Origin of the sequence: Mycolicibacter engbaekii, assembly GCF_002101585.1 — a bacterium.
Lineage (GTDB): Bacteria > Actinomycetota > Actinomycetes > Mycobacteriales > Mycobacteriaceae > Mycobacterium > Mycobacterium engbaekii.
Genome location: NZ_LQOT01000073.1, coordinates 105,586 through 129,281, shown reverse-complemented (window position 1 = coordinate 129,281; position 23,696 = coordinate 105,586). Strand labels below are relative to the sequence as shown.

General features: G+C 69.4%; 27 protein-coding genes and 1 pseudogene. 7 read left to right on the top strand and 21 right to left on the bottom strand.

Annotation, left to right across the window (positions count from 1 at the left end; all coding sequences use genetic code 11):
* Positions 1 to 5: 5 nt before the first annotated feature.
* Genes AWC02_RS19130 through AWC02_RS19105 form a run of 6 tightly spaced genes read right to left on the bottom strand, consistent with a single transcriptional unit; the run spans position 6 to position 6,719 of the window.
* The gene (locus tag AWC02_RS19130; RefSeq protein ID WP_109561079.1) at positions 6 to 839 is read right to left on the bottom strand and encodes a carbohydrate ABC transporter permease; all 834 of its coding nucleotides are present in this window, start codon (positions 837 to 839) and stop codon (positions 6 to 8) included.
* 14 nt (positions 840 to 853) lie between these two features.
* Positions 854 to 1,738, bottom strand: a complete 885-nt coding sequence (locus tag AWC02_RS19125) for a carbohydrate ABC transporter permease (protein ID WP_085130267.1) — start codon at positions 1,736 to 1,738, stop codon at positions 854 to 856.
* Positions 1,735 to 3,090, bottom strand: a complete 1,356-nt coding sequence (locus AWC02_RS19120) for an ABC transporter substrate-binding protein (protein WP_237160539.1) — start codon at positions 3,088 to 3,090, stop codon at positions 1,735 to 1,737. Before AWC02_RS19120 ends, AWC02_RS19125 begins: the two co-directional genes overlap by 4 nt.
* Positions 3,087 to 5,000: a YhgE/Pip domain-containing protein gene (locus AWC02_RS19115; protein ID WP_085130266.1), complete on the bottom strand. Its 1,914-nt coding sequence runs from the start codon at positions 4,998 to 5,000 to the stop codon at positions 3,087 to 3,089. The genes AWC02_RS19120 and AWC02_RS19115 overlap by 4 nt, the downstream gene beginning before the upstream one ends.
* 2 nt (positions 5,001 to 5,002) lie before the next feature.
* The gene (locus AWC02_RS19110) at positions 5,003 to 5,743 is read right to left on the bottom strand and encodes an ATP-binding cassette domain-containing protein (RefSeq protein ID WP_237160538.1); all 741 of its coding nucleotides are present in this window, start codon (positions 5,741 to 5,743) and stop codon (positions 5,003 to 5,005) included.
* Positions 5,744 to 5,780: 37 nt separating this feature from the next.
* Positions 5,781 to 6,719, bottom strand: coding sequence for a sigma-70 family RNA polymerase sigma factor (locus AWC02_RS19105; RefSeq protein ID WP_085130265.1), 939 nt, complete (start codon positions 6,717 to 6,719; stop codon positions 5,781 to 5,783).
* A gap of 72 nt (positions 6,720 to 6,791) precedes the next feature.
* On the opposite strand from AWC02_RS19105, the gene AWC02_RS19100 reads away from it, so the two are divergent.
* On the top strand, positions 6,792 to 7,145 hold the full coding sequence (locus AWC02_RS19100) for a DoxX family protein (protein ID WP_085130264.1): 354 nt from the start codon (positions 6,792 to 6,794) through the stop codon (positions 7,143 to 7,145).
* Between the two features lies 1 nt (position 7,146).
* Here the strand turns inward: AWC02_RS19100 and AWC02_RS19095 are convergent, their stop codons facing one another.
* The 4 genes and pseudogenes from AWC02_RS19095 to AWC02_RS22700 all read right to left on the bottom strand — a co-directional run.
* Entirely contained in the window at positions 7,147 to 7,578 is a 432-nt protein-coding gene (locus AWC02_RS19095) for a TOBE domain-containing protein (protein ID WP_085130263.1), read from the bottom strand.
* Positions 7,579 to 7,609: 31 nt separating this feature from the next.
* Positions 7,610 to 8,410: a nuclear transport factor 2 family protein gene (locus AWC02_RS19090; RefSeq protein ID WP_085130262.1), complete on the bottom strand. Its 801-nt coding sequence runs from the start codon at positions 8,408 to 8,410 to the stop codon at positions 7,610 to 7,612.
* Positions 8,410 to 8,979, bottom strand: coding sequence for an isochorismatase family protein (locus tag AWC02_RS22705; RefSeq protein WP_165757935.1), 570 nt, complete (start codon positions 8,977 to 8,979; stop codon positions 8,410 to 8,412). Before AWC02_RS22705 ends, AWC02_RS19090 begins: the two co-directional genes overlap by 1 nt.
* A gap of 54 nt (positions 8,980 to 9,033) precedes the next feature.
* Positions 9,034 to 9,357: pseudogene (locus tag AWC02_RS22700) on the bottom strand (DUF2784 domain-containing protein); the annotation flags it as partial.
* Positions 9,358 to 9,443: 86 nt separating this feature from the next.
* Between AWC02_RS22700 and AWC02_RS19080 the strand changes: the two are divergent.
* The gene (locus tag AWC02_RS19080; protein ID WP_085130260.1) at positions 9,444 to 10,037 is read left to right on the top strand and encodes an RDD family protein; all 594 of its coding nucleotides are present in this window, start codon (positions 9,444 to 9,446) and stop codon (positions 10,035 to 10,037) included.
* A 17-nt stretch (positions 10,038 to 10,054) separates the two neighbouring features.
* Here AWC02_RS19080 and AWC02_RS19075 read toward each other — a convergent pair whose 3' ends face one another.
* On the bottom strand, positions 10,055 to 11,563 hold the full coding sequence (locus AWC02_RS19075) for a carboxylesterase/lipase family protein (RefSeq protein ID WP_085130259.1): 1,509 nt from the start codon (positions 11,561 to 11,563) through the stop codon (positions 10,055 to 10,057).
* 97 nt (positions 11,564 to 11,660) lie between these two features.
* Here AWC02_RS19075 and AWC02_RS19070 point away from each other — a divergent pair, with 97 nt between their 5' ends.
* On the top strand, positions 11,661 to 12,359 hold the full coding sequence (locus AWC02_RS19070; RefSeq protein ID WP_085130258.1) for a hypothetical protein: 699 nt from the start codon (positions 11,661 to 11,663) through the stop codon (positions 12,357 to 12,359).
* Between the two features lie 3 nt (positions 12,360 to 12,362).
* On the opposite strand, the gene AWC02_RS19065 is transcribed toward AWC02_RS19070, so the two are convergent.
* Complete coding sequence (locus AWC02_RS19065) at positions 12,363 to 12,701, bottom strand: hypothetical protein (protein WP_109561078.1); 339 nt, start codon at positions 12,699 to 12,701, stop codon at positions 12,363 to 12,365.
* A gap of 142 nt (positions 12,702 to 12,843) precedes the next feature.
* On the opposite strand from AWC02_RS19065, the gene AWC02_RS19060 reads away from it, so the two are divergent.
* Entirely contained in the window at positions 12,844 to 13,179 is a 336-nt protein-coding gene (locus tag AWC02_RS19060) for an RNA polymerase-binding protein RbpA (protein WP_046314905.1), read from the top strand.
* A 43-nt stretch (positions 13,180 to 13,222) separates the two neighbouring features.
* On the opposite strand, the gene AWC02_RS19055 is transcribed toward AWC02_RS19060, so the two are convergent.
* The 4 genes from AWC02_RS19055 to AWC02_RS19040 form a co-directional block, all read right to left on the bottom strand.
* A complete protein-coding gene (locus AWC02_RS19055) occupies positions 13,223 to 13,975 on the bottom strand; it encodes a polyprenol monophosphomannose synthase (RefSeq protein WP_085130256.1) in 753 nt (250 codons plus the stop codon).
* A complete protein-coding gene (gene lnt, locus AWC02_RS19050) occupies positions 13,972 to 15,720 on the bottom strand; it encodes an apolipoprotein N-acyltransferase (protein WP_085130255.1) in 1,749 nt (582 codons plus the stop codon). Before lnt ends, AWC02_RS19055 begins: the two co-directional genes overlap by 4 nt.
* The gene (locus AWC02_RS19045) at positions 15,713 to 17,239 is read right to left on the bottom strand and encodes an amidohydrolase (protein WP_085130290.1); all 1,527 of its coding nucleotides are present in this window, start codon (positions 17,237 to 17,239) and stop codon (positions 15,713 to 15,715) included. Before AWC02_RS19045 ends, lnt begins: the two co-directional genes overlap by 8 nt.
* Positions 17,240 to 17,354: 115 nt before the next feature.
* Positions 17,355 to 17,846, bottom strand: a complete 492-nt coding sequence (locus tag AWC02_RS19040; RefSeq protein WP_085130289.1) for an FxsA family protein — start codon at positions 17,844 to 17,846, stop codon at positions 17,355 to 17,357.
* A 78-nt stretch (positions 17,847 to 17,924) separates the two neighbouring features.
* Between AWC02_RS19040 and AWC02_RS19035 the strand changes: the two genes are divergently transcribed.
* Entirely contained in the window at positions 17,925 to 18,626 is a 702-nt protein-coding gene (locus tag AWC02_RS19035; RefSeq protein WP_085130254.1) for a dienelactone hydrolase family protein, read from the top strand.
* 4 nt (positions 18,627 to 18,630) lie between these two features.
* Here the strand turns inward: AWC02_RS19035 and ric are convergent, their stop codons facing one another.
* From ric to AWC02_RS19015, 4 genes are all read right to left on the bottom strand, one after another.
* Positions 18,631 to 19,329 carry an iron-sulfur cluster repair di-iron protein gene (ric, locus tag AWC02_RS19030; protein ID WP_085130253.1) on the bottom strand — a complete coding sequence of 233 codons (699 nt, stop codon included), beginning with the start codon at positions 19,327 to 19,329 and terminating at the stop codon, positions 18,631 to 18,633.
* An 82-nt stretch (positions 19,330 to 19,411) separates the two neighbouring features.
* Complete coding sequence (locus tag AWC02_RS19025; RefSeq protein ID WP_085130252.1) at positions 19,412 to 19,804, bottom strand: PPOX class F420-dependent oxidoreductase; 393 nt, start codon at positions 19,802 to 19,804, stop codon at positions 19,412 to 19,414.
* A gap of 85 nt (positions 19,805 to 19,889) precedes the next feature.
* The gene (locus AWC02_RS19020; protein ID WP_085130251.1) at positions 19,890 to 20,219 is read right to left on the bottom strand and encodes a hypothetical protein; all 330 of its coding nucleotides are present in this window, start codon (positions 20,217 to 20,219) and stop codon (positions 19,890 to 19,892) included.
* A gap of 133 nt (positions 20,220 to 20,352) precedes the next feature.
* Positions 20,353 to 21,102: a decaprenylphospho-beta-D-erythro-pentofuranosid-2-ulose 2-reductase gene (locus AWC02_RS19015; RefSeq protein ID WP_085130250.1), complete on the bottom strand. Its 750-nt coding sequence runs from the start codon at positions 21,100 to 21,102 to the stop codon at positions 20,353 to 20,355.
* 35 nt (positions 21,103 to 21,137) lie between these two features.
* Here AWC02_RS19015 and AWC02_RS19010 point away from each other — a divergent pair, with 35 nt between their 5' ends.
* Positions 21,138 to 21,551, top strand: a complete 414-nt coding sequence (locus AWC02_RS19010) for a F420-dependent biliverdin reductase (protein ID WP_046320062.1) — start codon at positions 21,138 to 21,140, stop codon at positions 21,549 to 21,551.
* Here the strand turns inward: AWC02_RS19010 and AWC02_RS19005 are convergent.
* Complete coding sequence (locus tag AWC02_RS19005; protein ID WP_085130249.1) at positions 21,548 to 22,696, bottom strand: M24 family metallopeptidase; 1,149 nt, start codon at positions 22,694 to 22,696, stop codon at positions 21,548 to 21,550. The two genes, AWC02_RS19010 and AWC02_RS19005, sit on opposite strands and share 4 nt — an antisense overlap.
* A gap of 32 nt (positions 22,697 to 22,728) precedes the next feature.
* Between AWC02_RS19005 and AWC02_RS19000 the strand changes: the two genes are divergently transcribed.
* Entirely contained in the window at positions 22,729 to 23,691 is a 963-nt protein-coding gene (locus tag AWC02_RS19000; protein WP_085130248.1) for a 5'-3' exonuclease, read from the top strand.
* Positions 23,692 to 23,696: the final 5 nt, after the last annotated feature.

Here is a 23,696-nt window from a genome sequence, read left to right as displayed (position 1 = left end):
CCTGACTACCGTCCACCGAAACCGGTCGCCGCGATCCCGCGGACGAAGGCCCGCTGGGCGACCGCGTAGATCACCACCAGCGGCGCGAGCATCAGCATGGACGCCGCCATGAGTATCGGCCATTCGGCGACGTACTCGCCCTGCATCCATACCAGGCCCAGGGTCAAGGTAGCGATGTCCTTGCGCTGAATCATCAACAGCGGCCACAGGAAATCATTCCAGACGTTGATCCAGGTCAAGACCGCCAGCACCATCACCGCGGGCCGAGCGTGCGGCAACAGGATCCGCCAATAGATGGTCCACGGTGAGCACCCGTCCAAGATGGCCGCCTCTTCCATGTCGACGGGCAAGGTGGCGAAGAACTGGCGCATCAGGTAGGTGCCGAAGGCACTGCCGAACAGCCCGGGGACGATCATCGCCCACATGGTGTCGGTCCAGCCGAAAACCCGCATCAAGATGAACTGCGGAATCACCGTGACCGTCAACGGCACCATCAGCGTCGCCAGATAGAGCACGAACAGGCTGTCCCGGCCGGTGAACGGAAGCCGGGCAAAGGCATAGCCCGCCAGGGAACAGAAGAACACCTGCCCGGCGGTGATGCAGCCGGCGTAGAGGACGGTGTTAAACAGCATTCGCCAAAACGGCATGCGGGCGAACACCTCAAGGTAGTTCGACCACTGCGGATGGGCCGGTAGCAGGATGGGCTGGCTGATCTCGGCCTGGCGCTTCAGGGAGCCCGACAGCGCCCACAGAATCGGGAACAGCGCGCAGGCGGTAACGGCCCCCAGCCCGGTATAGGCGCCGAGCAGCCCGACGATGCGGTGCCGCCCCGGCGGCACGGCGTGGCGGGGCGTCACTGCTCCACCGCATTCCGGCGGGACAGCCGCAACTGGATGACGGTGAGCACCAGCAGAACGGCGAACATCGCCCAGGCCAGCGCGGATGCGTAGCCGAAGTTCAGGAAGGCGAACGCCTGCTGAAACAGCATGATGGCCAGCACATAGGTACCGGTCTCCGGTCCCCCGCTGCTACCGGTGAGCACGTAGACGAGGTCGAAGGCCTGGAAGGCGTTGATGACCGAGATCACCACCACGAACCACACGGCGCCGCGGATCATCGGCACCGTGATCGACACGAACCGGCGCACCTCCCCCGCCCCGTCGATACGCGCCGCCTCATGCAGGGATTCGGGCACGCCCTGCATGGCCGCCAGCAGGATCACCGTCGCAAACGGCACGCTCTTCCAGACGCTGACCACACACAACGACACCATCGCCCAATGTGGCTCGGTGAGCCAGGGAACCGGGGCGACGCCGAACCAGCCGAGCATGATGTTGAGCAGCCCGTTGTCGGTGTTGAACACGAACTGCCACACCACCGCGATCACCACCGACGACACCGCCAGCGGGAGAAAGGCGATCGCCCGAAACAGGCCGATTCCCCGGATCTGCCGGTTCAGCAGTCCGGCCACCGCAAGACTGATGAGCACCGTCGGGACCACGCTGCCGAGCGTGAACACCGTCGTATTGCGCACCGCGATCGCGAACAACGGATCGCCGGCGAACAACTCGCGATAGTTGGCGGCGCCGACGAACTGCGGCGGCGTGAACAGATCCCAGTGCTGGAAGCTCATATAGAGCGAGAAACCCAGCGGAAAGGCCATGAACACCGCGACGGCCAACAGGTTCGGCGCGATGAACCAGCGTCCTGCGCGGGACCGGCTGCGGGTCGGATTCATGGGGCGGCCAACACTTCGTCGATCTGCGGGGTCAGCCCGTGCTTGAGGCTCGACGCGGGCCGCGAGCCGCGCAGGACCGGACCGATGGCCCGGTCCATCAGGGCGTGGACCTTCTGCCAGTCCGGGGTGATCGGCAACCCCTCGGAATGCGCCGGCCCGCCGGTCAGCACCGCCAGGTTGGAGATCCCCGCGTGGGCGGCGGTGAAGCCCGGTGAGGCGATCGCCGAACGCAACACCGGCACGAACAGTCCGGATTCGGCGATCAGCGACTGTCCCACCGGCCCGGTGGCGAATTTGACGAACTCCCAGGCCTGTTCGCGGCGCCGACTGTCGGCGGCAATGGCCAGACCGGTGCTGCCGATGGCGGATCGAGCCGCCCTGCCCTTGGCTGCGGCGCCGGGCCCGGTCGGGAGCACCGCGACGTCGAAGTCCAGCTCCTCGGCATGGACGAACGTTTGGTAGCGCCAATGCCCGCCGAGGGCCATCGCAGCTTTGCCGGCGGTGAACAGGCCCATCGTGGAGATCGACTGGGTGTCTGCGGCGGCCGGCGCCACCCGATGCACGTTGGCCAGGTCGGCGTAGAACTGGATGCCGGCCAGAAAGTCGTCGTCGTCGAAGTTGAGGTGGGTCGGGTTGACCCGCGGTACCGCCCACGGGGTGCCGTTGTTCATGCCGAACAGCGCCGCGGTATAGGGCGCAGACCAGGTGTCGACGAAGCCCCACTGGGTGACCCGTCCGTTTCCGGAACGGTGGGTCAGAGCGGTTGCGGTGGCGAGGAATTCGTCGAAGCTCCAGGGCTGGTCCCAACGGCCCGGCGGCGGTGGCACACCGGCTTCGGCGAAGATCCTGGTGTTGTAGAACAAGAACGCGCCCGACCACTGCTCCGGAAACGCGTACTGGCCGCCTTCGAAGCCGAATGTCTCATACAGCGCCGGGTAGCTGTCGGCATGCAACGCCGCCCCGAACCGCCGATCCCGTTCCAGCAGGCCGTTCAGATCCAACAACACCCCGCGGTCGGCAAGCCCGGCGAAGTTGAACTCCCAGGCCATCAGCACATCCGGGCACTTGCCGCCGGCGCAGAACGTCGAGATCTGCTGCGTCGGATCGCCGCCGGCCAATATCGTGCGGACCCGAACCTCGGGGTGCTCGCGTTCGAAGGCGGTGACGATGCGCATCCGGGCGTCGGCCTCTTCGGGGTTGGCCGCGAAATAGAACGTCAGCGCGTCGTCGTCGGTGCCGCAGGCCGGCGTCCACGGGACCAGGGCGGCCGCACCGAGCGCCCCGGCGCACCGCAGCACGGTGCGCCGAGGCAGGACTCGCCCGCCCGAAGGTGTCGCCGGCGCCGCGGTCACACTTCGATCGGGGGGTAGAGGCGTTCGAGGGTGTACTGGCGGTCGCGTCGGGCGGCCCAGGAACTGGCCAGCAGCGAAAGCACCAGGATGCCCGCCAGCACGGCCACCGACATCCACAACCGCTCGTCGACGCCGCCGACGGTCAGCTGACGCAACCCGTTGACCGCGTACGTCATCGGGTCGTAGGGGTGCAGGATCTGGAAGGGCTTCGCGGTGGTCTCCACGGGATAGACCCCGCCGGACGACACCAGCTGGAACATCAGGAAGGCCAACGTGAAGACCCGGCCGACGGCCACCCCCAGCACCGCGTTGAACGCCTGGATCATCGCGAGGAAGGCTGCCGCGATCAACGCCAGGAAGGCGACCATTCCGGCAGCGTGCCGGGCTTGCAACCCCACCCCGAAGTGCACGACGGTATACATCAGCAGCACTTGGCACAGCCCCAGCAGCAGGGCCGGCCAGTACGAGGCGAGCACCACCCGCAACGCACCGAGGCCGCTGACGATGGCGCGGGTCTGCAACGGAGTCAACAGCATCCAGACGATGAGCGCGCCGATGAACAGTGCCAGCGGCAGAAAGAACGGTGCGAATCCGGTGCCGAAGGTGGCGGCGTGATGGGTGAAGTCCATGTCCACCCCCACCGGACTGGCCAGGATCTGGGCCACCTGGACGCGCTGCTGGTCGGTGATCGTCGAGGCCCGCTGATCGGCCTCGCCCAGCCCCGCGGCCAGCTGCGCAGCACCGTCCTTGAGCTGATTGCTGCCGTCGGTCAGCTGAACCAGCCCGTCGCTGAGCTGATTCGCTCCGGCTTGCAGCGCGGTCGCCCCGTCGCGCAGCGCGACCAGGTCGGCGTGCAGGCCGCCGTCGAGGGCATGTGTCATGAACGTGCGCAGGCCGCTGCCGGGGTCGGCCAGGTCGTTCTCAAGCTGTTGAGTGTTGGCGCGCAGGTGCGCCAGGCCCTCGTCGGTGGCCGGGTCGATACCCGCGACGTCGAGGAGCCGCTGGGCCCCGGCAAGGGTGTCGGCCAGTGCTTGGACCGCGGGATCGGGGTTGGCACGCAGGCTGTCGACCACCTGGTCGACGACGCCGGCGGCCTGCTGGTAGTTGACGTTGAGCGAAGCGATCCGGTCGGTCAGCGTCGTGAGGTCGGCACCGAGACCGGCGGCGGCCGCACCGGCGGCATTGGGGTCGAACCCCTTGGCGGCGAGGTCTTCGGTCACTTTGAGCAGCGGGTCGGTGGCCTGGTGCACCCCCGTGGCCAGCTGGCGGATTCCGTCGGCGAGCGCGGCGGAACCGTCCCGCGCTGTGCCCAGGTTGGTGGCCAAAGCGCTTGAGCCCTCAGCGAGTTGGCCCGCGCCGTCGGCAGCCTGGCGGACCTCGTCGGTCACCTGGGTCAGGGCGGTGCCGATCACCTGCTGGCCGACTTTGGCGCTCACTTCGTTGAGGACCTCGCGGGCGGCGTTTTGTCCCATGACCGACGCCAGATAGTTGTTGGCGTCGTTGAAGCGGAACTGAATCTGCGCCTTCTGCGGATGCGGTCCTGCCGGAGACACCACGGCGGCGCTGAAATCGGCCGGCAGGGTGATCGAGAAATAGTAGGTGCCGTCGGACACCCCCTTGACGGCCTCGCTCTGGGAGACCTGGTGCAGATCCAGCTGGCCGGAGTCGACCAGGGCGCGAGTCACCTCGTCCCCGGCGTGCACCGGCTGGTCGGAGACCTGCGCGCCGGTGTCTTCGTTGACCAGGGCAACCGGGATCTTGTCGATGGCGGCGAACGGATTCCAGAACGCCCACAGATACATCGCCCCGTACAGCAGGGGCAGCACGATGATGATGACCAGCGCCAGCCGCGGCATGGTGCCCCGCGAATAGCGTTTGAGGTCGGTGCCCAGCGACATTCCGGCGAGCATGCTCAGTGGTTCCCCTTCTCGTGTCGGCCGTGGGTGAGCTCGGCGCGCTCGAGGGCGTCGACGGCGATCTGTGTGGTGACGCCGGATTCCTCGCCGAGCAGGTTTGCCGAGGCGGTGATCACGGTCTGCTGCCCGCCCAGAACCACCAACCGCTGGACCAGGGTGGCGCGGTCGCGGTCATTGGTGACTTCATCGATGCTGCCGACCACCAGCAGCGGGGGGCGCTTGGTGTTGGCCAGCGCAATACGCAGCAGCAGGCCAGTCAGTTCGTCGAGCTGGTCGACGTAGTCGTGCAGTTGCGGCATCGGCACATCGCCGAAGACCGGGGCGCAGATCGCGTCGCGCTCGGCATCACCGGCCCGACGCACCAGGCGGTACCACGGTGCGTCCCAGCGGACCTTCTCGGTGATCAGGTCCCCGACCGTCACCGACTCGAAAATCTCATCCAGCTCCGCTATCCCGGCCAGCGCGGCCAGACCGAAGATGCTGCGCGCTTTGCTCTGGCCTAACACCGTGAGCGTGCCGGCAGAGGGCTTCATCCGGCCGGCGAGGTTCATCAGCAGCGCGGTGCGTCCGGACCCGGGCGGACCGATCAGCAAGGTGACGCCGCCGGCCGGAATGTCGAGGTCCAATGGCCCGAAGACCCGCCCCCACGGCCCGGTCATCGTGATGCCGCGGGCCGTCACCGCCGGCGGTTGCACCTCCGCCGTCGTCTCCTCGGCAGCAGCGGTCTGATCTGGCACGGGCTGTCCCCCTCACACATCGGTTTCGCGTGACCCATCAAAGCAGAACCGGGCCGCGGCGAGCGGCTGTCGCGTGTTCTGGCGGCAGATCCGCCCCCGGCAGGTGCAGCGTCGCGGTGCGCAACCGCTTCCGATCGCCGGTGATGTCGATGGTGTGAATCCGGCCGTCATCGCCGATTCCGATGCGCAGCAGGGCAAACAGCCGGCCTCCGGGGGCGATCGCGATGCTCGGCGCGCCGTCGACGATCAGCACCGCGCCCACCTCTGCGCGACCGGTGAAGCTTCGGGTCTCCTGTGCGACGTCGGCGGCGCCGCGCATCTGCGTGGGCACCCCGGCAGGCACCAGAACCGGATCGACACGCCGCACGACGTCGGGCGCCAGCATCTCCAGCAGCGCCGGGATGTCACCCCCGCGCGAGGCGGCCAGGAACGCGCTCACCACCCGCAGGTGTTCGGCGCGGCGTCGTGGTGGCTCGCCCGAGGTGTCGCGCAGGCGGGCCCGGGCACGGCTGGCCAGTTTCTTGGCCGCCTCCGGTGAGCGGTCCAGCACGTCACCGATGTCTTCGAACGGCACGTCGAACACGTCGTGCAGCACGAAAGCCACCCGCTGGGACGGCGACAACCGGTCCAGCACCACCAGCAGGGCGCGGCTGACGGCCTCGCTGCGCAACACCTCCTCGTCGGCGGCGGGCACGGCAAAAGCCGTGCTGCCGTTGAGCTCGGATGGCTCGGGCAGGGGTTGCTCGATGCGACGCGAGCGGGCGCGCAACGCATCGACGGAGACGCGGGCGGTGATGGTGGTCAGCCACCCGGGCAGATTGTCCACCGCCGCATAGTCGGCACGGCTGGCCTTGAGCCAGGCCGCTTGGACGGCGTCCTCGGCGTCGGCGGCCGAGCCGAGCACATGAAACGCCACCGAGTGCAGGCGGTGGCGGTTGTCTTCGAACCGTCGGGCCAAACCGTCGGTGTTGCCCATGGGTCACCTTTCCCTTCCGGGAGTCGTCACAGGGATAGAGCCACATCCATTGACGACACAAGGAGCAACATCATGAGCGTACCGACCGTGAGCGTGGTGACAATCGTGGTCACTGCGGCGATCACCATTGCCGTCGCCGTCGCGGACTTCGTTCCCGCGCAATTCGTCGTGGCCAATTCGGCCGAGGTCGGCGTACCGCGGAGGTGGATTCCGGTGTTGGGCGGGCTGAAACTGGCCGGGGGCGTCGGACTGCTCATCGGTCTGGCGGGCGTTCGGTTGATCGGTGTCGCCGCCGCGGCCGGGCTGGTGGCCTTTTTCATCGGGGCCGTCGCGACCCACGTCCGGACCGGGGTGCTGCACAATATCGGGTTTCCGGCGGCGTATCTGCTGGCGTCGGCGGCCTCGCTGGCGGTGCTGCTGGCGTGAGTCAGCCGACCTCGTTGGCGCCGGCCGAACCGGCCCGCCGGGGCAGGTCGACGACGACGTCGGTGGCCTTGACCGAGGCCACCACCAGGCTGCCCGGTTCCAGCTGCAGTTCGTCGGCGGCTTCCCTGCTGACCAGGGAGACCAGCCGGAACGGTCCGGCCTGGACCTCGACCTGCGCCATCACCGTGTCGCGGGTGACCTTGGTGACCAGCCCGGCCATCCGGTTGCGCGCCGACTGACCCACCACCGGACTGCGTGACACCCCTTGGGCCGAGGCGCGCTCCTGGGCGAAGCGGGCCAGCTCCGCCCCGTCGACCGTGCGGGGCCCGCTGCCTGCCGTCAGCGGCAGGCGGCCGGAATCCACCCAGCGGCGGACGGTGTCGTCGCTGACACCGAGCAGCTCCGCGACTTCGGCGATACGAAAGCTCGGCACGTACCGAGTTTATCGCCGCCGCCAGGGCGGCTCAGGATGCTGCGAAACAGCGGACCGCCCTGATGGGCCCGGCCCGGCCCGTTACGTCGATGAAGAGCACGGCGCGCCGCTGCGCCGAGCTGGTCGACACCGCGACCGTGCCGCCGGCGGCCACCATCTTGACCGGACGCGCGCCGGCCTGCAGTGTCGCGAGCTTGGAGAGCTCGACGGCGGCGTCATCGCCGCACGTGACGGCGGCGCCAGGTGCCAGCAGAGTGCTGGCGGTGGCGGGGTCGCCGGCGGCGAGCGCGTCGAGGAACGCCCGCACCGTGTCCTTGCCCGCGCCGGCCGGCCGGCGGAATCCGGTGGCGAAACCGGCCGCGCCGGACAGTCCCTGATTGCGCAGCAACGCTCTGGCCAGCTCGACGCCGGCGGGCACTGCCGCGACACCGGAGCCGAGAAACTGACGCACCATGGCCGGAAGCTCCCAGAAGGCCTGCAGGCGCAACATCTTCCATTGTCCCGCAGACTCTTTCAGGTCGTAGCGCAGGATTGCCGGAATGTGCATGGTGACCGCCTGTCCCATCGCGACCTCCAGTTCCAGGTCACGGATGACGGTGCTCTCATGCACGATGTCGAGGTCACGGTGAAACGTGATGTCGCGCGGTCCGATGAAGGTGTCGTAGAACCGCCCGATCTGCTCGGCGCCGATATGCGGGCGTGAGCCCACCGGATCTTCCACCCGGCCGTCGGCGCTGAACAGCCCGGTCCAGCCGGCCCGATCGTGCGCTGCCGCCGCAGCCGGTGACTGTTCGACCGCCGCGAGCAACTCCGCGGCCGTGGCGCCGGTCATCAGGCCGCCTCCAACACAGCGACACCGGCGCTGCGCATCTCCGTCAGGGCGGCGGCCGTCGAATCGGGGGTCACCCCGGCGGTCAGGTGCGGCAGCACCGCGGTGGCGAAGTGCTCCCGGATCGCATCTTCGGCGGTGCGGCGCACACAGTGATCGGTGGCGACGCCGACCAGCTCGACACTGTCCACACCGTGGTCGCGCAACCAGTCGCCCAGCGAACAGCCATGCACGTCGACACCCTCGAAGCCGCTGTAACCCGCGCTGTAGGAACCCTTTTGGAACACCGCCTCGATACCGGCGGTGCTCAGGGCGGGGTGCAGGGCTGCGCCGGGACTTCCCGCGACGCAGTGTGGCGGCCAGGAGTCCTGGTAGTCCGGATGCGCGGAGAAGTGCGGCCCGGGATCGATGTGCCAGTCCTGGGTGGCCACCACGTGGGCGTAACGGGTCCGGCCGCTCGGGGTGTGCAGGTAGTGGCTGATGGCATCGGCGACCGCGTCGGCTCCGGGCACCGGCAGTGCCCCGTTGGCGCAGAAATCGTTCTGCACGTCGACGATCACCAGCGCCCGCATGCGTCCACAGTATCGCCGGCGGCGCCGCAGCTCTCGTCCGCACAGCACCCAGGAGCCCAGGACCGTGCCGAGCACCGCGACGTCGATTCCGGTGATCCAGCCGGGCGGGTAGAGCACGCCGGTCAGGTAGTGGGCGATGAAGCCGTCCGGCGGCAGCGCGGACATGCCGGCGGCGGCACGAGCACGGCGCTCCAGCCAGGTCAGCGGGCATTCCACGCCGGCGGGGGTGCCGGCGACGATCAGCGCCGCCCAGGCGACCGCCACACCGTGCAGCCACAGGGTGCGGGGCCGGCGCAGGGCGAGGAAACCGCCGAGGACGACGTAGCCGACAAAGACAAGATGCGCTGCGACGATGAGCACCACCGCGATCCGGTACATCGCCGTTTCGCCCTCCGCAGAAACCGATCGAGCCTGTGCGCGTCACGGTACATTGGCGAACACCAACGTGGTCAGGAGCGGATCTGATGACAACCGGCGATTTCGGCCCCAACGGTCCCGGTTACGGCCCGAACGGACCTGGTTACGGCCCGCAGGGGCCCGGCTACGGCCCGCAGGGGCCCGGTTACGGCCCCGGCTACGGCCAGCCCGGCGGCTACCCGCCGCCGCAGGCCTGGGGACCCCCGCCCGGTCCGGCGCAGCGACCGGGTGGCCTGATCAGACGGTTTTGGGCCCGCGTCCTCGACGGGATGCTGGTGGGCATCGTGTCGTTCTTCCTGTCGGTGTTCGTGTTCTCCGACGATTACCCGTTTATGGTGACCGGCCTGTTCTCCGGGGTGCTGACGTTCGGCTATTTTGTGCTGTTCGAGGTCACCCAGGGGGCCACCCCGGCCAAGCGGCTGCTGGGCCTGCACGTACGCGGACCCGACGGCGTGTCGAAGCCGACGGCTGCCCAGTCGGCCCTGCGCAACTCGTTCACGTTGCTGGCCGTCGTCCCCTATGTCGGTCCGCTGCTGGCATTCATCGCCTACATCGTGATCGCGGTGACCATCAGCGGCAGTCCGACCAAGCAGGGCAAGCACGACGAGCTGGCCGGCGGCACCCGGGTCACCCGGGACTGAACTCCCTGCCCGGAAGCTCAGTGGGCGAGGGTGAATCCCTGCCACGCCTTCCGGCGCTCCGGAGCCGGGTCGTATTCCAGCCGGGTTCTGCGGTCGAACACCATGACGGCTCGCTCGTCGGCGGAGTAGGCCGGCCAGTTCTCGCCGGGCACCCCCTCCCGGCTGAACGCGCCCCAGCGGCGTTGCACCTGCTTGCTGACCTGAACCGCGGTGCGCCGGTCCGCGCCGGCGGTCAGTAGCCGGCCGAACCCTCCGCTGCGGTAGATGTCGAACACCGCGAACAACTCGGTGGCGTGCGTGGCGCCCATACCCGACCAGCGCAGCATCCGCGGCGCGTAGTCGTAGCGGTAGACGTAGGTGGGGGCATGAGCACCGTGGGCCTCGGCGATCTGCCACACCGCTGCGTTGAACGCGAAATCGCCGCCGAGCCGGACGCAGGCCGACCGCTTCGGGTAGTCCGGGTAGGCGGCGATGATGCGTTCGCGCACTGTGGCGTCCGCCCCGGCCAGCACTGCCTCGACCGTCGGTTCGTCGACCGGCAGCATCTTCAGGAACCGGGTGAACAGGCGTCCTTCTTCGGCGTTGCTGCCGACGATGAGCGGAACCCGGTGCGCCGACCCCTGCCGCATCGCCTCCACCGGTTCCACCGGCACCACGTCATCGCCACAGACCGGACCTATGGGGAACGCGCCCAGCATGTCGCGGTTACCCTCATCGATCAGCCGGTCCTGGGCGTCCAGCAGCTCAGCCGGCGACACCCGCAGCAGTGCCTGGGCGGCGTCACCCGGGCGGACACCCAGCAGCGCGGCGAATCGCTCGGCGAACGCCGCGGCGATCTCGGTGTTGCGCACCAGACCCGCTGCCGGGCTTTCGGCGATGGCCCGGGCGAACAGGCCCTGCGCCGAGGGAACCGCCAGCAACGTGGCGACGGCGTGTGCGCCCGCGCTCTCCCCGAAGATGGTGACGTTGTCGGGGTCGCCGCCGAACGTCGCGATGTTCTGCCGGACCCAGCGCAGCGCCAGCACCAGGTCACGCAGGTAGAGGTTGCTGTCCACCGTGACCTCGGGGGTCGACAGCGACGACAGGTCCAGGCAGCCGAGCGCACCCAGGCGGTAGTTGGCCGAGACGTAGACGCAGCCGCGCCGGGCCAGCGCCGCCCCGTCATAGATCGGCGTGGCCGAACTGCCCAGGATGTAGCCGCCACCGTGGATGAAGAACATCACCGGCAGCGGACCGTCGCCGCCGTCCTCCGGAGCCACCACGTTGAGCGTCAGGCAGTCCTCACTGGTCGGCTGGAAACGGCCGGGCCCCAGCGCGGTGTACAGCCGGCGCTGCGGCGCGCAGTAGGTGAATCCGTGACAATGGCGAACCCCCGACCACGGCTCGGCCGGCTGTGGCGCCCGGAATCGCAGCGGACCGACCGGCGGGCGGGCATACGGGATGGACCGCCATCTGCGCACTCCGTCGCGGGCGAAACCCTCCACCACTCCGGTGGCGATGCTGGCCTGCACAGGGTGGTTATGCATGAGGCGAACGGTAGCGAATAGCTCGGTGGTTAGCGAACCTCGACGAAGGAGAGGTGAGGCTGGACCACCGCATAAGCTCGGCGGTTAGCCTAACGGCATGCGTCGTAGCGGGCTGATCGCCGTACTGCTGTTGACCGCCGGATGTTCGGGGGCCACCGTGCACGAACCGGAGCCGACGTCGTCTGCACCGGCCACATCCAGCACCGCTCCGTCGTCGGCTGTTACGACGACGACCTCGGCCAAGCCGGTGGGCCCGCCGGCGGCCGGCGCCTCGATCTCCGATGTGATCACCTGGATCGAAACCGCCCGTCCGGTCGACGCCACGAGCTTTCACACCGCCACCCGCGACGGCGAGACGACCGACCTCATCGACGATGTCGCGTTCACGGTGCCGGCCGCGCCGCGGCGCGACACCATCTGCATGACCGATTCCAGTTCCGCCGACAGCGCGTTGTCCTGTGTGGTGGACCTGGTGACACCGACTCCGCAGCCCGACGACATCTACGGCGAGTGGAAGGGCGGCTGGGTCGATTTCGGCGGCAACACGCTGCGGGTCGGATCCGCCCACGGCGATCCGGGACGGTTTGTGCACGGGAACGGCGCCGTGCTGCCCGACGGCTCGTCGCTGTCCTTCGGGGACTACCGCTGCCGGGCCGACCGGGTAGGGCTGTTCTGCGTCAACTATGCGCACCGCGCGGCGGCACTGATCAGCCCGGAGGGCATCACCACGTTCGGTTGCCTGCAGTCGGTGCCGCCGCCGGCCGACGCCGGCAAGCTGTTCAGCTGCGCCAGCTGAGGATCAGCGCCAGCGGTCCGCTGAGTCGACCGCCTGCAGCAGCGTGTCGCACAGCTCGGTCAGCTCCTCGCGGGGCGCGTCTTCGCGCAGGGCGGTCGCGATGTCCTCAGCGGCGCACCGGACCTGGTAGATCCGGTCGGACAGGGCCGTCGCCTCGTCGGCGGAGAGCACCACCGAATCAGGTGCCAGTGCGGTGGTCTTGCCGCTGGCGATCAAGGCGCGCTGTTCGTAAGCGCGCTGCCGGCAGGACTGCCGGCAGTATTGGCGACGGCGCCCGATGCCCGCGTCGCCCACGTCACGACCGCACCATCGGCACGGCTGGGTGCGGGGACTGCGAGGCACGGTTGAACACCTTAGTCCGCCGGCGGCGATCCCCCCGGTATCATGAGAGGTCTCGCCACGTGCGCCGGGAACTTCGCAGCGTCCGCTCGCGTTGGCAATCCTGAGGCATATTTCACTGAACAGGTTTTAAGGAGAGTGGGTCATGGCTGATCGTGTTCTGCGGGGCAGTCGGCTGGGAGCCGTGAGCTACGAGACCGACCGCAACCACGACCTGGCGCCGCGTCGCATGGCGCGCTACCGCACCGACAACGGTGAGGAGTTCGAGGTTCCCTTCGCCGACGACGCGGAGATCCCCGGTACCTGGATGTGCCGCAACGGCCTGGAAGGCACACTGCTCGAGGGCGATGTGCCCGAGCCGAAGAAGGTCAAGCCGCCGCGCACCCACTGGGACATGCTGCTGGAGCGCCGCTCTGTCGAAGAGCTCGAAGAGCTGCTCAAGGAGCGCCTCGAGCTGATCAAGACGAAGCGGCGCGGCTGAGTCCGCCCCGGATCGTCGCGGCAGCCCCGGTTGCCGCGACGATCTAGCCCCGGGCGCCCCGCAGCCGGTTGAGCCGGCCGCCGATCCCCCACTGGGCGACCTTGACCATCGCTTCGCGGATGTTCGATCCGCTCATCTTCGACACGCCGAGCTCCCGCTCGGTGAACGTGATCGGCACTTCGGTGATGGTGAAGCCGTTGTTGACGGCCCGCCAGGTGAGGTCGACCTGGAAGCAATACCCCTTGGACTCGACCGCGTCCAGACCGATCTTCTCCAAAACCGACCGGCGATACGCCCGGTATCCGGCGGTGATGTCGTGGATCCCGACGCCGAGCAGCAGACGCGCATAGGTGTTGGCGGTCTTGGACAGCACCAGCCGGCGCACCGGCCAGTTGCGCACCGCGCCACCGTCGACGTAGCGCGAGCCGATGGCCAGATCAGCGCCCGCGTCGATGGCGTCGAGCAACCGGTAGAGCTGTTCGGGCGCATGACTGCCGTCGGCGTCCATCTCGACCACCACCTCGTAGTTGCGGTCGAGCGCCCAGGCGAACCCGGCGAGGTAGGCCGCGCCCAGCCCCGCCTTGGAGCTCCGGTGCATCACGTGGATGCGAGCGGGGTCGGCGGCGGCCCGCTCATCGGCCAGCTGCCCGGTACCGTCCGGACTGCCGTCGTCGACGATCAGGATGTGCACATCGGGACGCGCCTGCTGTAGCCGATCCAGGATGATCGGCAGATTCTCCAACTCGTTATAGGTGGGGATGACCACCAACGTGTGCAGGCTGGGACGCTCGTTCATCGGCGCCGCTCCTCCCGTTCCTTCGCATCGGCGCCGGTGCGGCCCCGCTTGAAATGGCGTCGGGCAAACCGATCGCGCATGAAGTTTCCATTTTGCCGTATGCCGGCCAGCAGGGCAGCAACGGCTGCGCCAACGAGCACCCACTGCAGCACCGGCCCCCAGCGGGTCGCGGGTGTCAGCGCGGTCTTGAGGCGCAGGTGGCCGTCGAGATAGGCGGGCTCGAAGAAGGCGGTGCGCGCCAGCTCCCGGCCGTCGGGAGCGATCACCGCGCTGATCCCGGTGGTGCCGGCGACCACCACATAGCGGTTGTGCTCGACCGCACGCACCCGGGCGAACGCCAGTTGTTGTTCGCTCATCGTCTCGTCGAAGGTGGCGTTGTTGGTGGGCACAGCCAGCATCTGGGCACCGGCGAGCACCGACTGACGCGGCGCGCGATCGAAGATCACCTCCCAACAGGTGGCGACCCCGACCGGGACACCGGCGACATGCACCACCCCGTCACCGTGGCCGGGAACGAAATACCCGGCCCGATCCGCGTATCCGGAGAGCCGGCGGAAGAACCCGCGCCAGGGCAGGTACTCCCCGAACGGCTGGACGATCCGCTTGTCGTGGCTCCCCCCCGGACCGGTGCGCGGATCCCACACCAGCACCGAATTCGATGCGACCGGGTTCTGCGGGCTCCAGCCGGCAGCGGCGCGCACGGTGCCCACCAGGATGGGGGCGTCGATCGCCTGCGCGGCGGCGGTGATCTGCTGGGCGGCGTCGCTGTTGGTCACCGGATCGATGTCCGACGCGTTCTCCGGCCAGATGACGAACAGCGGCTGCGGGGCGCGCCCGGCCGCGACATCGTCGGCCAGCCGCAGGGTTTCGCGGACGTGGTAGTCCAGCACCTCGCGGCGCTGGGCGTTGAAGTCCAGCCCGAGCCGCGGCACGTTGCCCTGCACGACGGCCACCGTGATCGCCGGGTCGTCGCCGGCCCCGGCGCCGGAACGACGAACCCCGGGCCACACCACGACAGCGGTCAGCATCACCAGACAGATACACAGCCCGGGCACCAGAACCGCCGGCGGGCGCTGGTCGCGACCGGGTGCCGGTGGATTGCGCACCCACCGCACGATCTCCATGGTCAGCGCGGTGCCGGCGCATCCGAGCAGCACCACGCCGGTCGACAGCAGGGGCACCCCGCCGAGGGCGACCAGGGGCAGCAACGGTCCAGCGGTCTGGCCGTATCCGACTCCGCCCCAAGGGAATCCGCCGAACGGGAAGACCGACTTCGCCCATTCCTGGGCGGCCCACAGCAGCGCGAACCAGATCGGCCAACCGGGCAGGGAGCGCACCACGACGGCCGCCGCACCGAACAGCGCGGGAAACAGCGCACACGTCAGTGCCAGCACCAGCCAGGGCAGCGAGCCGACCAGCCCACCCACCCAGGGAAGCAGCGGCAGATACAGGGCCAGGCCGCACAGCAGCCCGTACCCGAAGCCACCGGCGACGGTGGTCTCCCGGCGGATCAGCACCCAGCTCAGCGTGGCGAAGGCCAGGATCGCGGCCCACCACCAGTTCAGCGGAGGAAAGCTGGAGCGCAACAGCATGCCGGCGCCCACCGCGGCGGCCAGCTGCGCCCAGCGGTCCGCGGCGGCGAGGGCCAGCCGTTCGGCCCGGTTCGGTCCGGTCCGGGCGGGTTCACCATGACCGTGATCGGCGGTGGGAGCCGATGCGGTCTGTTCGTCGTCGGTGTCAGCCATACAGAACCACCCCGCGGTGGACCGTGCGACGGCATCGGGGGCTGGCTCCGGCGTCGAGCACCGGCAGCGCGGGCACCCGCGCGCGGGGATCGGTCGACCATCGCTGGACGGTGTCGCGGGGCGCCTGCACGGCCAGCCTGCCCGTCTCCCAGACCGCGTAAGAGGCCGGCGCTCCGGGGACCAGGGTGCCGGTGATGCCGTCGTTGACCCCGGCGGCGCGCCAGCCACCGCGAGTCGAGGCGGCGAATGCCGCGCGCATCGAAATCGCGCTGCCCGGCGTGCGATGGTGCGCAGCGGCGCGCACCGCGGCCCAGGGATCCAGGCCGGTGACCGGGCTGTCGGAACCGAACGCGAGGGGCACGCCTTGGGATGCTAACAGCGCGAACGGGTTCAGCCCGGCGGCTCGCTCGGCGCCCAGGCGCTGGGCGTACATGCCGTCCGCACCGCCCCAGCGGGCGTCGAAAGCCGGCTGCATGCTCGCGATCACGCCCCAGGCGCCCAGCTTGGCGGCCTGCTCGGCGCTGACCATCTCCAGGTGCTCCAGCCGATGCCCGCATCGGGCGACCGCGGCCACGCCGTACTGGTCCACCACCTGCTCCAGCGCGATCACCACCGAGGACACCGCGGCGTCGCCGATGACGTGGAATCCGGCGGTGACGCCGGCTTCGGTACAGGCCCGCAGGTGGGCGGTGACCGCGTCGGCGTCCAGATGGCGCACCCCGGTGCAGCCGGGGGCATCGGCGTAGGGCTCATGCAGCCAGGCGGTGTGCGAGCCCAGGGCGCCGTCGACGAAAAGGTCGCCGCCGAGGCCGTGGGCGCCGGTGTCGGCGATCAGCTCGCGCGCCTGATCGGCACTGCTGACCGCTTCGCCCCAGTAGCCGATGACTTCGACGCCGCTGCCGTTGTCGCACACGGCTCGCAACTCGCGCCAGTCGTCGGCGCCGCCGATGTCCGGGCCGGCGCACTCGTGAACCGCGACGATCCCTGCCGCGGCGGCGGCAGCCAGCGCCGCCGTCCGGGCTTCGGTGCGTTGTACGGCGGTGAGCAACCGTCCCGCCGCGGCCCGGACTCGGTGGTGGGCATCACCGGTCAGCGGCGCAGCCGGATCTGCCGAGCTCGATGGCACCAGGTTGCGCAACGCGGTGGAGGCCAGCGCCGAGTGGACGTCGGCGCGCGACAGGTAGGCCGGCCGGTCCCCCACCGCGGCGTCGATGGCGGCGGTGTCGGGGACCTGGGCGTCCGGCCAGCCGGATTCGTCCCAGCCGTGTCCGCGGATCGGCTCGTCGGGATGGGCGGCGGCGTAGTCGGCGATCAGTTGCAGGCAGTGCTGCGCGGAGGTCGCCGGCCGAAGGTCCAGCCCGACATGGCACAGCCCGGTCTCGGTGAGGTGCACGTGGCTGTCGACGAAGGCCGGGGTGACCAATGCACCGTCGAGTTCGACCACCTCGGCCTGCGGAAACTGTTCCCGGCCGAGCTCGTCACTGCCCAGCCAGACCACCAGGTCGCCGCGGACTGCCATCGCGGTGGCCTCCGGGTGACTCGGACTGTGGATCCGCCCGCCGAGCAGCAAGGAGGTGGGACTGCCGTTCACAACGCTCACGTCGTAGAACGTACGGGTTGAGGTGGCCGGCGGATCAGGCGACCGGAAGGGCCCGCCGGCCGGTGTCGGTGACGTCGACGAATTCGGCGTCGATGTACTCGCCGTCGATGTAGTCGCCGGTGCGCCGGCTGTGGTACCACTGCCGCCCGACCGTGGCCGCGGCCACCAGCGGGGCGTGCCGGCCCAGGGCCGTGGCTGCCACCGTGCCCAGCAGCGGGCGCGCGGCCGCCCGGGTCGGGGGCGCCAGCAGCAGCATGCCGGCCAGCGTGGTCACCGGCCCCGGGACCAGCACCAGCATGGTGCCGGCGGTCACCAGCCCGCTGTCGGCGAGCACGCCCGGAACGGCGGGCCGGCGCAGCCGGCGGAGCTGGCGCTTGACCTGCGCGGTGGCCAGCACCAGTCCGGCCAAGCCGGTGGCCGCCAGCAGCAATGCCGTCCAGCCGAAGCCGAACGCCCAGATCATCGCGGCGATCACCGCAAGCTCGACCAGGACGTAGAGACCGCAGATCCGCAGCACAGCGCTCATCATGTCTGTCCAACGTCGGAGACGGCCGGGGGGTTCCAACCCGCCGCGCCGGCATACGGTGCCAGCAATACTGATGCGATGACAACGATCGATGTCGAGGCACCCGGCGGACCTGTGCAGGCCCTACTGGACGTTCCGGAGGGATCCGGGCCGTGGCCCGGTGTGGTGATCGTCCACGATGCGATCGGTCAAAGCAGGGATCGGCGGGCCGTTTCCCGGCGGGTCGCCGCCGCGGGCTATCTGGCGCTGTCGCCGTACCTGTACTCCCGGGGCGGACGGGCGCGCTGTATCACCCGGGTGTTTCGCGAACTGCTCACCCAGCGCGGCCGCGCTCTCGACGACATCCTGGCCGCCCGGGACCACCTGCTGGCGATGCCGGAGTGCTCCGGCACGGTGGGCATCGCCGGTTTCTGCATGGGCGGCCACTTCGCTCTGGTCATGGCACCCAAGGGATTCGGAGCGTGCGCTCCGTTCTACGGAGTACCGCTGCCCCGCGACCTCGAGCAGACGCTGTCCGGCGCCTGCCCGATCGTCGCCAGCTTCGGCGGGCGCGACCGGATGGGTGTCGGTGCCGACGACCGGTTGCGCGCCGTGGCAGAGCAACACGACATCCCCCATGACATCAAGGTGTACCGCGACGCCGGGCACAGCTTCGCCAATCGACTGCCGGCCCAGCCGCTGCTGCGCATCGCCGGGTACGGATACAACGAGGCCGCGACGGCCGACGCCTGGAACCGGGTGTTCGCCTTCTTCGCCGAGCACCTGCGGCCCGGCGCCTGAGAGCTCAGACGCGATCGCCGGCCGCGGCCAGCACCCGCGGGAACAGCACGTTGTTCTCCTTGTGCACGTGCAGGTGGATGTCGGACTCCAAGTCGGCCAGGCCGGCCAGCATCGCGGTGTAGCTGGCGCAGGCGTCCGCCGGGACCGCGTAGCCGTCGGTGAGAGCACGCAGTTCGGCCAGCAGAGCACCGCACCGATCGTGTTCGTCCTGGTTGCCGGACAGTTCGGCGCGCACGTCGTCGGGCAGGGCCTGGTCCGGACGCCCGGCGTGCAAGCTGATCTGGGGAAACAGCAGGGTCTCCTCGCGACGCAGGTGCGACTCCATCTCGTCGCGCAGCCTATGGAAGGCCTCGCGGACTCCGATCAGCTCGCCGTGCCGGGGGCCGTGCACCCGCGCCACTTTGTCGACCAACTCGGTCAGCCGCGGAAACTCGTCCCACAGGAACCGGTGGTGGGTGCTGACGATGTGGGCGATCAGCGACACATCGTCGTAGCCGGCCCAGTCTGCCGGCCGACCCGGCTCGACGGCGTTGAGCGCCGCCAGCAGTTCTCCGGCATCGACTCCGTCGGCGGCGCACGCGTCGGCCAGGCGACGCCGGCCATGGCAGCAGAAGTCGATTCCGAAACGGCTCAGGATGCGGGTGGTCGACGGATCGGCGGTGACGATGTCGCCGAGAATCTGCTCTCCCGTGTAGCCGGCCATAGAAGTCCTCACCGTCGATGTCCGGTCCACCGGACTTAGTTTAGATGAACTCAGTCCACTATATAGGGCAGGTTGTCGCCGGCTACGCGGAGGCGCCTGCTGGGGTCAGTGCCAAGCCGACATTGGTCCGCATGCCACCTCGCAACTTGCTGAAGAGGATGAAGACCCGGCCGAGGAGCTTGTAGCGCCTGCCGATCGCGTCGTAGACCTTACCGGTGTGCGACTTGTCCAAGACGGTGGCAACGGCCTCGACGGCCTCGCCCTTGGGCCGGCCACGGACATCGCATTCCGCCAGGGTGACGCGCGGGTTGTTACGAATCCGCTTGACCTTCCAGGAGGATTCCTGGGTGATGACCAACAGGCGGTCGCCGTCGGGCGCGGCCCATACCGGCGTCGGCTTGGGGCGGCCGTCTTTGGTGAAGGTGGTCAGGAGCAGATATTCGGACTTGGCGATCTCGGCGAAGGTGGGTGCCATGACCGCGAACCTACCCCCCGAGCAGCTCCCACGCCCGTAGCCGGGGCGCGGGCGGCTCGTGCCGGACCCGCGGCGCGCCGGGTCGCTAGAGCACCGGGCTGCTGGGGATCGGGTGCAGGTCGGCGAACCTGGGCACCTCGGATTTCCCGGATTTGGCCGGGGCCTCGCCGTCCATGAAGTCGGCGACGGCATCGAAGGTGATCAGTCCGTAGCGGACCAGCAGATCCACCGCGTTCAGCCCGAAGTGGGTGGCAACCCGGATCAGGTTGTCAGCGGTGATCAGACGCCCTTCGTGGGCCGCCTTGTAATAGGCCGACTTGCGATAGCCAAAGGCCTCATATACCTCCGTCGCCGGCAGCGGCCTACCGACCAGGTAGGGCAACACGACCGACGGATCTTTCTTACGATCGTCCATGTTTTTACACTCTAGTCTGTTCAAGGGGGAAAAGAACAGAAAAGTGTATCGCGATTTTGCGCGATTTCCCCCAGGCCGGCAACGTCGGACTCCGACATATCCTACGTACCGCACGGTACCGGCCTGCGCTGCATTAACGCGGCATTCTGCGCCACACCGTCTGCGGGAGCAGTCGCAGCCCGGCGAACAACGGCCGCAGCGCCCACGGCACCCACACCGTGCGTCGGCCCTTGCGCAGCGCCCGGACCGCCGCGTCTGCCACCTGGGGCGCCGTGCTGGCCAGCGGCGCCGGATGCATCCCGGCCGTCATCCGGCCGACGACGAATCCCGGGCGCACAACCAGCAGGTGCACCCCCGTGCCGTGCAGTGCATCGGCCAACCCGCCGGCAAAGCCGTCGAGGCCGGCCTTGGCCGAACCGTAGACATAGTTGGCCCGGCGTACCCGCACACCCGCCACCGAGGAGAACACCACGATGCGGCCCCGGCCGGCGGCGCGCATCGCCGAGGCCAGGTGGGTGAGCAGGCTGATCTGGGCGACGAAGTCGGTGTGCACGACAGCCACCGCATGTGCGGCGTCGGACTCCGCGCGGGCCTGATCCCCCAGGATCCCGAAGGCCAGCACGGCGGTGCCGATCGGGCCGTGTTCGGCGATCAGCGACTGCACCAGCGGGCCGTGCCCGGCCAGATCGTCGGCGTCGAACTCCACCGGATGCACCGCGACCGCCCCCGCCGCACGCACCGCGGCGATCTCGGCGTCGAGCCGGTCGCTGGATCGGGCCGCCAGCACCACCTCGGCCCCCGGCGCGAGCCGCTTCGCCAGCTCGGTGCCGATCTCACTGCGGCCCCCGAAAATCACCACCGGCCCGTCCACCGTGTCGTTCACGGCTGTGATTATCACCTGCGCTAGCGTGGGCGACGATGGCGAACGCGACTACCCGACTGACCAGCGATGCGTTGGCGTTTCTCACCGAACGTCACCTGGCGATGCTGACTACCCTGCGGACCGACAACTCGCCGCACGTGGTGGCCGTGGGCTTCACCTTCGATCCGAAGACCCACATCGCCCGGGTGATCACCACCGGGGGTTCGCAGAAGGCCCTCAACGCCGAACGTGCCGGGATCGCCGTGCTGAGCCAGGTGGACGGCGCGCGCTGGCTGTCCCTGGAAGGCAGCGCGACCGTCAACGACACGCCGGCCGCGGTTCGCGACGCCGAACTGCGGTATGCCCAGCGGTACCGCACACCGCGGGTGAACCCGCAACGCGTGGTGATCGAAGTCCAGGTGGAGCGAGTCCTGGGTTCTTCCGACCTGCTCGACCGCGGCACCCGCTAGCCCTGCGGCGACCGCACCGGGACCACCACCAGGTCATGCGGCCGGTGGTTCAGGGGCTCCACCCCGTCGGCGGTGACGATCACGATGTCTTCGATACGGGCACCCCACGCGCCGGGAAAATAGATTCCCGGTTCGACCGAGAACGCCATGCCCGGCCGGAGCTGCTCGGCATTGCCGGCGACGATGTAGGGCTCTTCGTGCACCGAGAGGCCGATGCCGTGTCCGGTGCGGTGCACAAAATATTCCGCCAGGCCGGCCTCGGCCAGTACGTCGCGCGCCGCGGCGTCGACCTGCTCGGCACTCACTCCCGGGCGAACACTGGCCACCGCGGCGCGCTGCGCCTGCTGTAGCATCGAATAGTTTTGTGCGACAACGGGATCAGGCTCACCGATGCTGTAGGTCCTGGTCGAGTCGGAATGGTAACCCGGCTCGACCGGACCGCCGATGTCGATGACGACGATATCGCCGGCTTGAAGTTCCCGGTCCGAGCACTCATGGTGCGGGTCGGCGCCGTTGGGGCCCGAGCCCACGATCACGAAAGCCACCTCCGAATGCCCTTCGGCCAGAATCGCGTCGGCGATGTCAGCGGCGACATCGGCTTCGGTGCGGCCGGGCACCAAGAACTCCGGCACCCGGGCGTGCACCCGGTCGATCGCCGCACCGGCCTTGCGCAGGGCATCGATCTCACTGGGGTCCTTGACCATTCGCAGCTCACGAAGGACTGCGGTCGCCAGGATGGGGGTGGCGCCGAGCACGTCGGCCAGCGGCAGCAGGTGCAGGGCCGGCATCGAATCGGTGACCGCGACCACCGCGCCCGAGGCTGCCGCACCCAGCGCTTCGCCGACCATCCGGTAGGGGTCCTGGCCGTCGACCCAATCACGCACCGCCACGCCCAGATCGGCCACCGCGGACTCGCGGAGCGCCGCCAGTTCCAAGCGCGGCACCACGATGGTGGGCGGACCGGACGCCGGGAGCACCAGGGCGGTCAGGCGCTCGAAAGTCTGAGCCCGCGACCCGATCAGGTAGCGCAGGTCGTAACCGGGGGTGATCACCAGGCCGGCCAGACCGGCATCGGCGGCGGCAGCAGCCGCGGCGGCCAATCGGTGGGCATAGACGCTGCTGTCGAACCGGGAAGTCACGCACATCAGGCTAACCGGCGGCAAATAGGCTGGCACGCATGACTGCTCCCGTGCTGCTGCTCGACGGTGCCAGTATGTGGTTCCGTTCCTACTTCGGGGTACCGTCCTCGATCACTTCACCCGACGGGCGGCCGGTGAACGCGGTGCGTGGCTTCTTCGACTCGGTGGCCACCCTGATCACCCGCCAGCAGCCCGCGCGGCTGGTGGTCTGTCTGGATCTGGACTGGCGGCCGCAGTGGCGGGTGGACCTGATCGACTCCTACAAGGCCCATCGGGTGGCCGAAGAAGTCCCCGGCGACGCCGACACGCCCGATGTCGAGGAGGTTCCCGACGAGCTGAGCCCGCAGGTGGAGATGATCGGCGAGTTGCTGGACGCGTTCGGGATCGCCACCGGCGGCGCGCCGCACTACGAAGCCGACGATGTGCTGGGCACCTTGGCGGCGGCCGAGCGAAACGCCCCGGTGGTCGTCGTCAGCGGCGACCGCGACCTCCTGCAGGTGGTGGCCGTCGAGCCCGTCGAGGTCTCGGTGCTCTACCTGGGCCGCGGATTGGCCCGGGCGACCCTGTTCGGCCCGAACGAGGTGGCACAGCAATACGGTTTGCCGGCCGGCCGCGCCGGGGCCGCCTACGCCGAGATGGCCCTGCTGCGCGGAGATCCCTCCGACGGGCTGCCCGGGGTGCCCGGCATCGGTGAGAAGACCGCGGCTGGGTTGTTGACCCAGTACGGATCGCTGGAAGCGGTGCTGGCCGCGGCCGACGACGCGCAGTCCGCCATGGCCAGGGGGGTTCGGGCCAAGCTGCAGGCGGCGCGGGACTACATCGCCGCCGCAGCACCGGTGGTACGGGTGGCCACCGATGCCCCGGTCACGCTGTCCACGCCCTCGGACATCCTGCCGCGGGCGGCCGCCGACCCGGCGCGAGTCGCCGAACTGGCGGAGCACCTGGGGGTGGGATCCTCGATCGCCCGCCTGCAGCGGGCGCTCGACGCGTTACCGGACTGAACGGC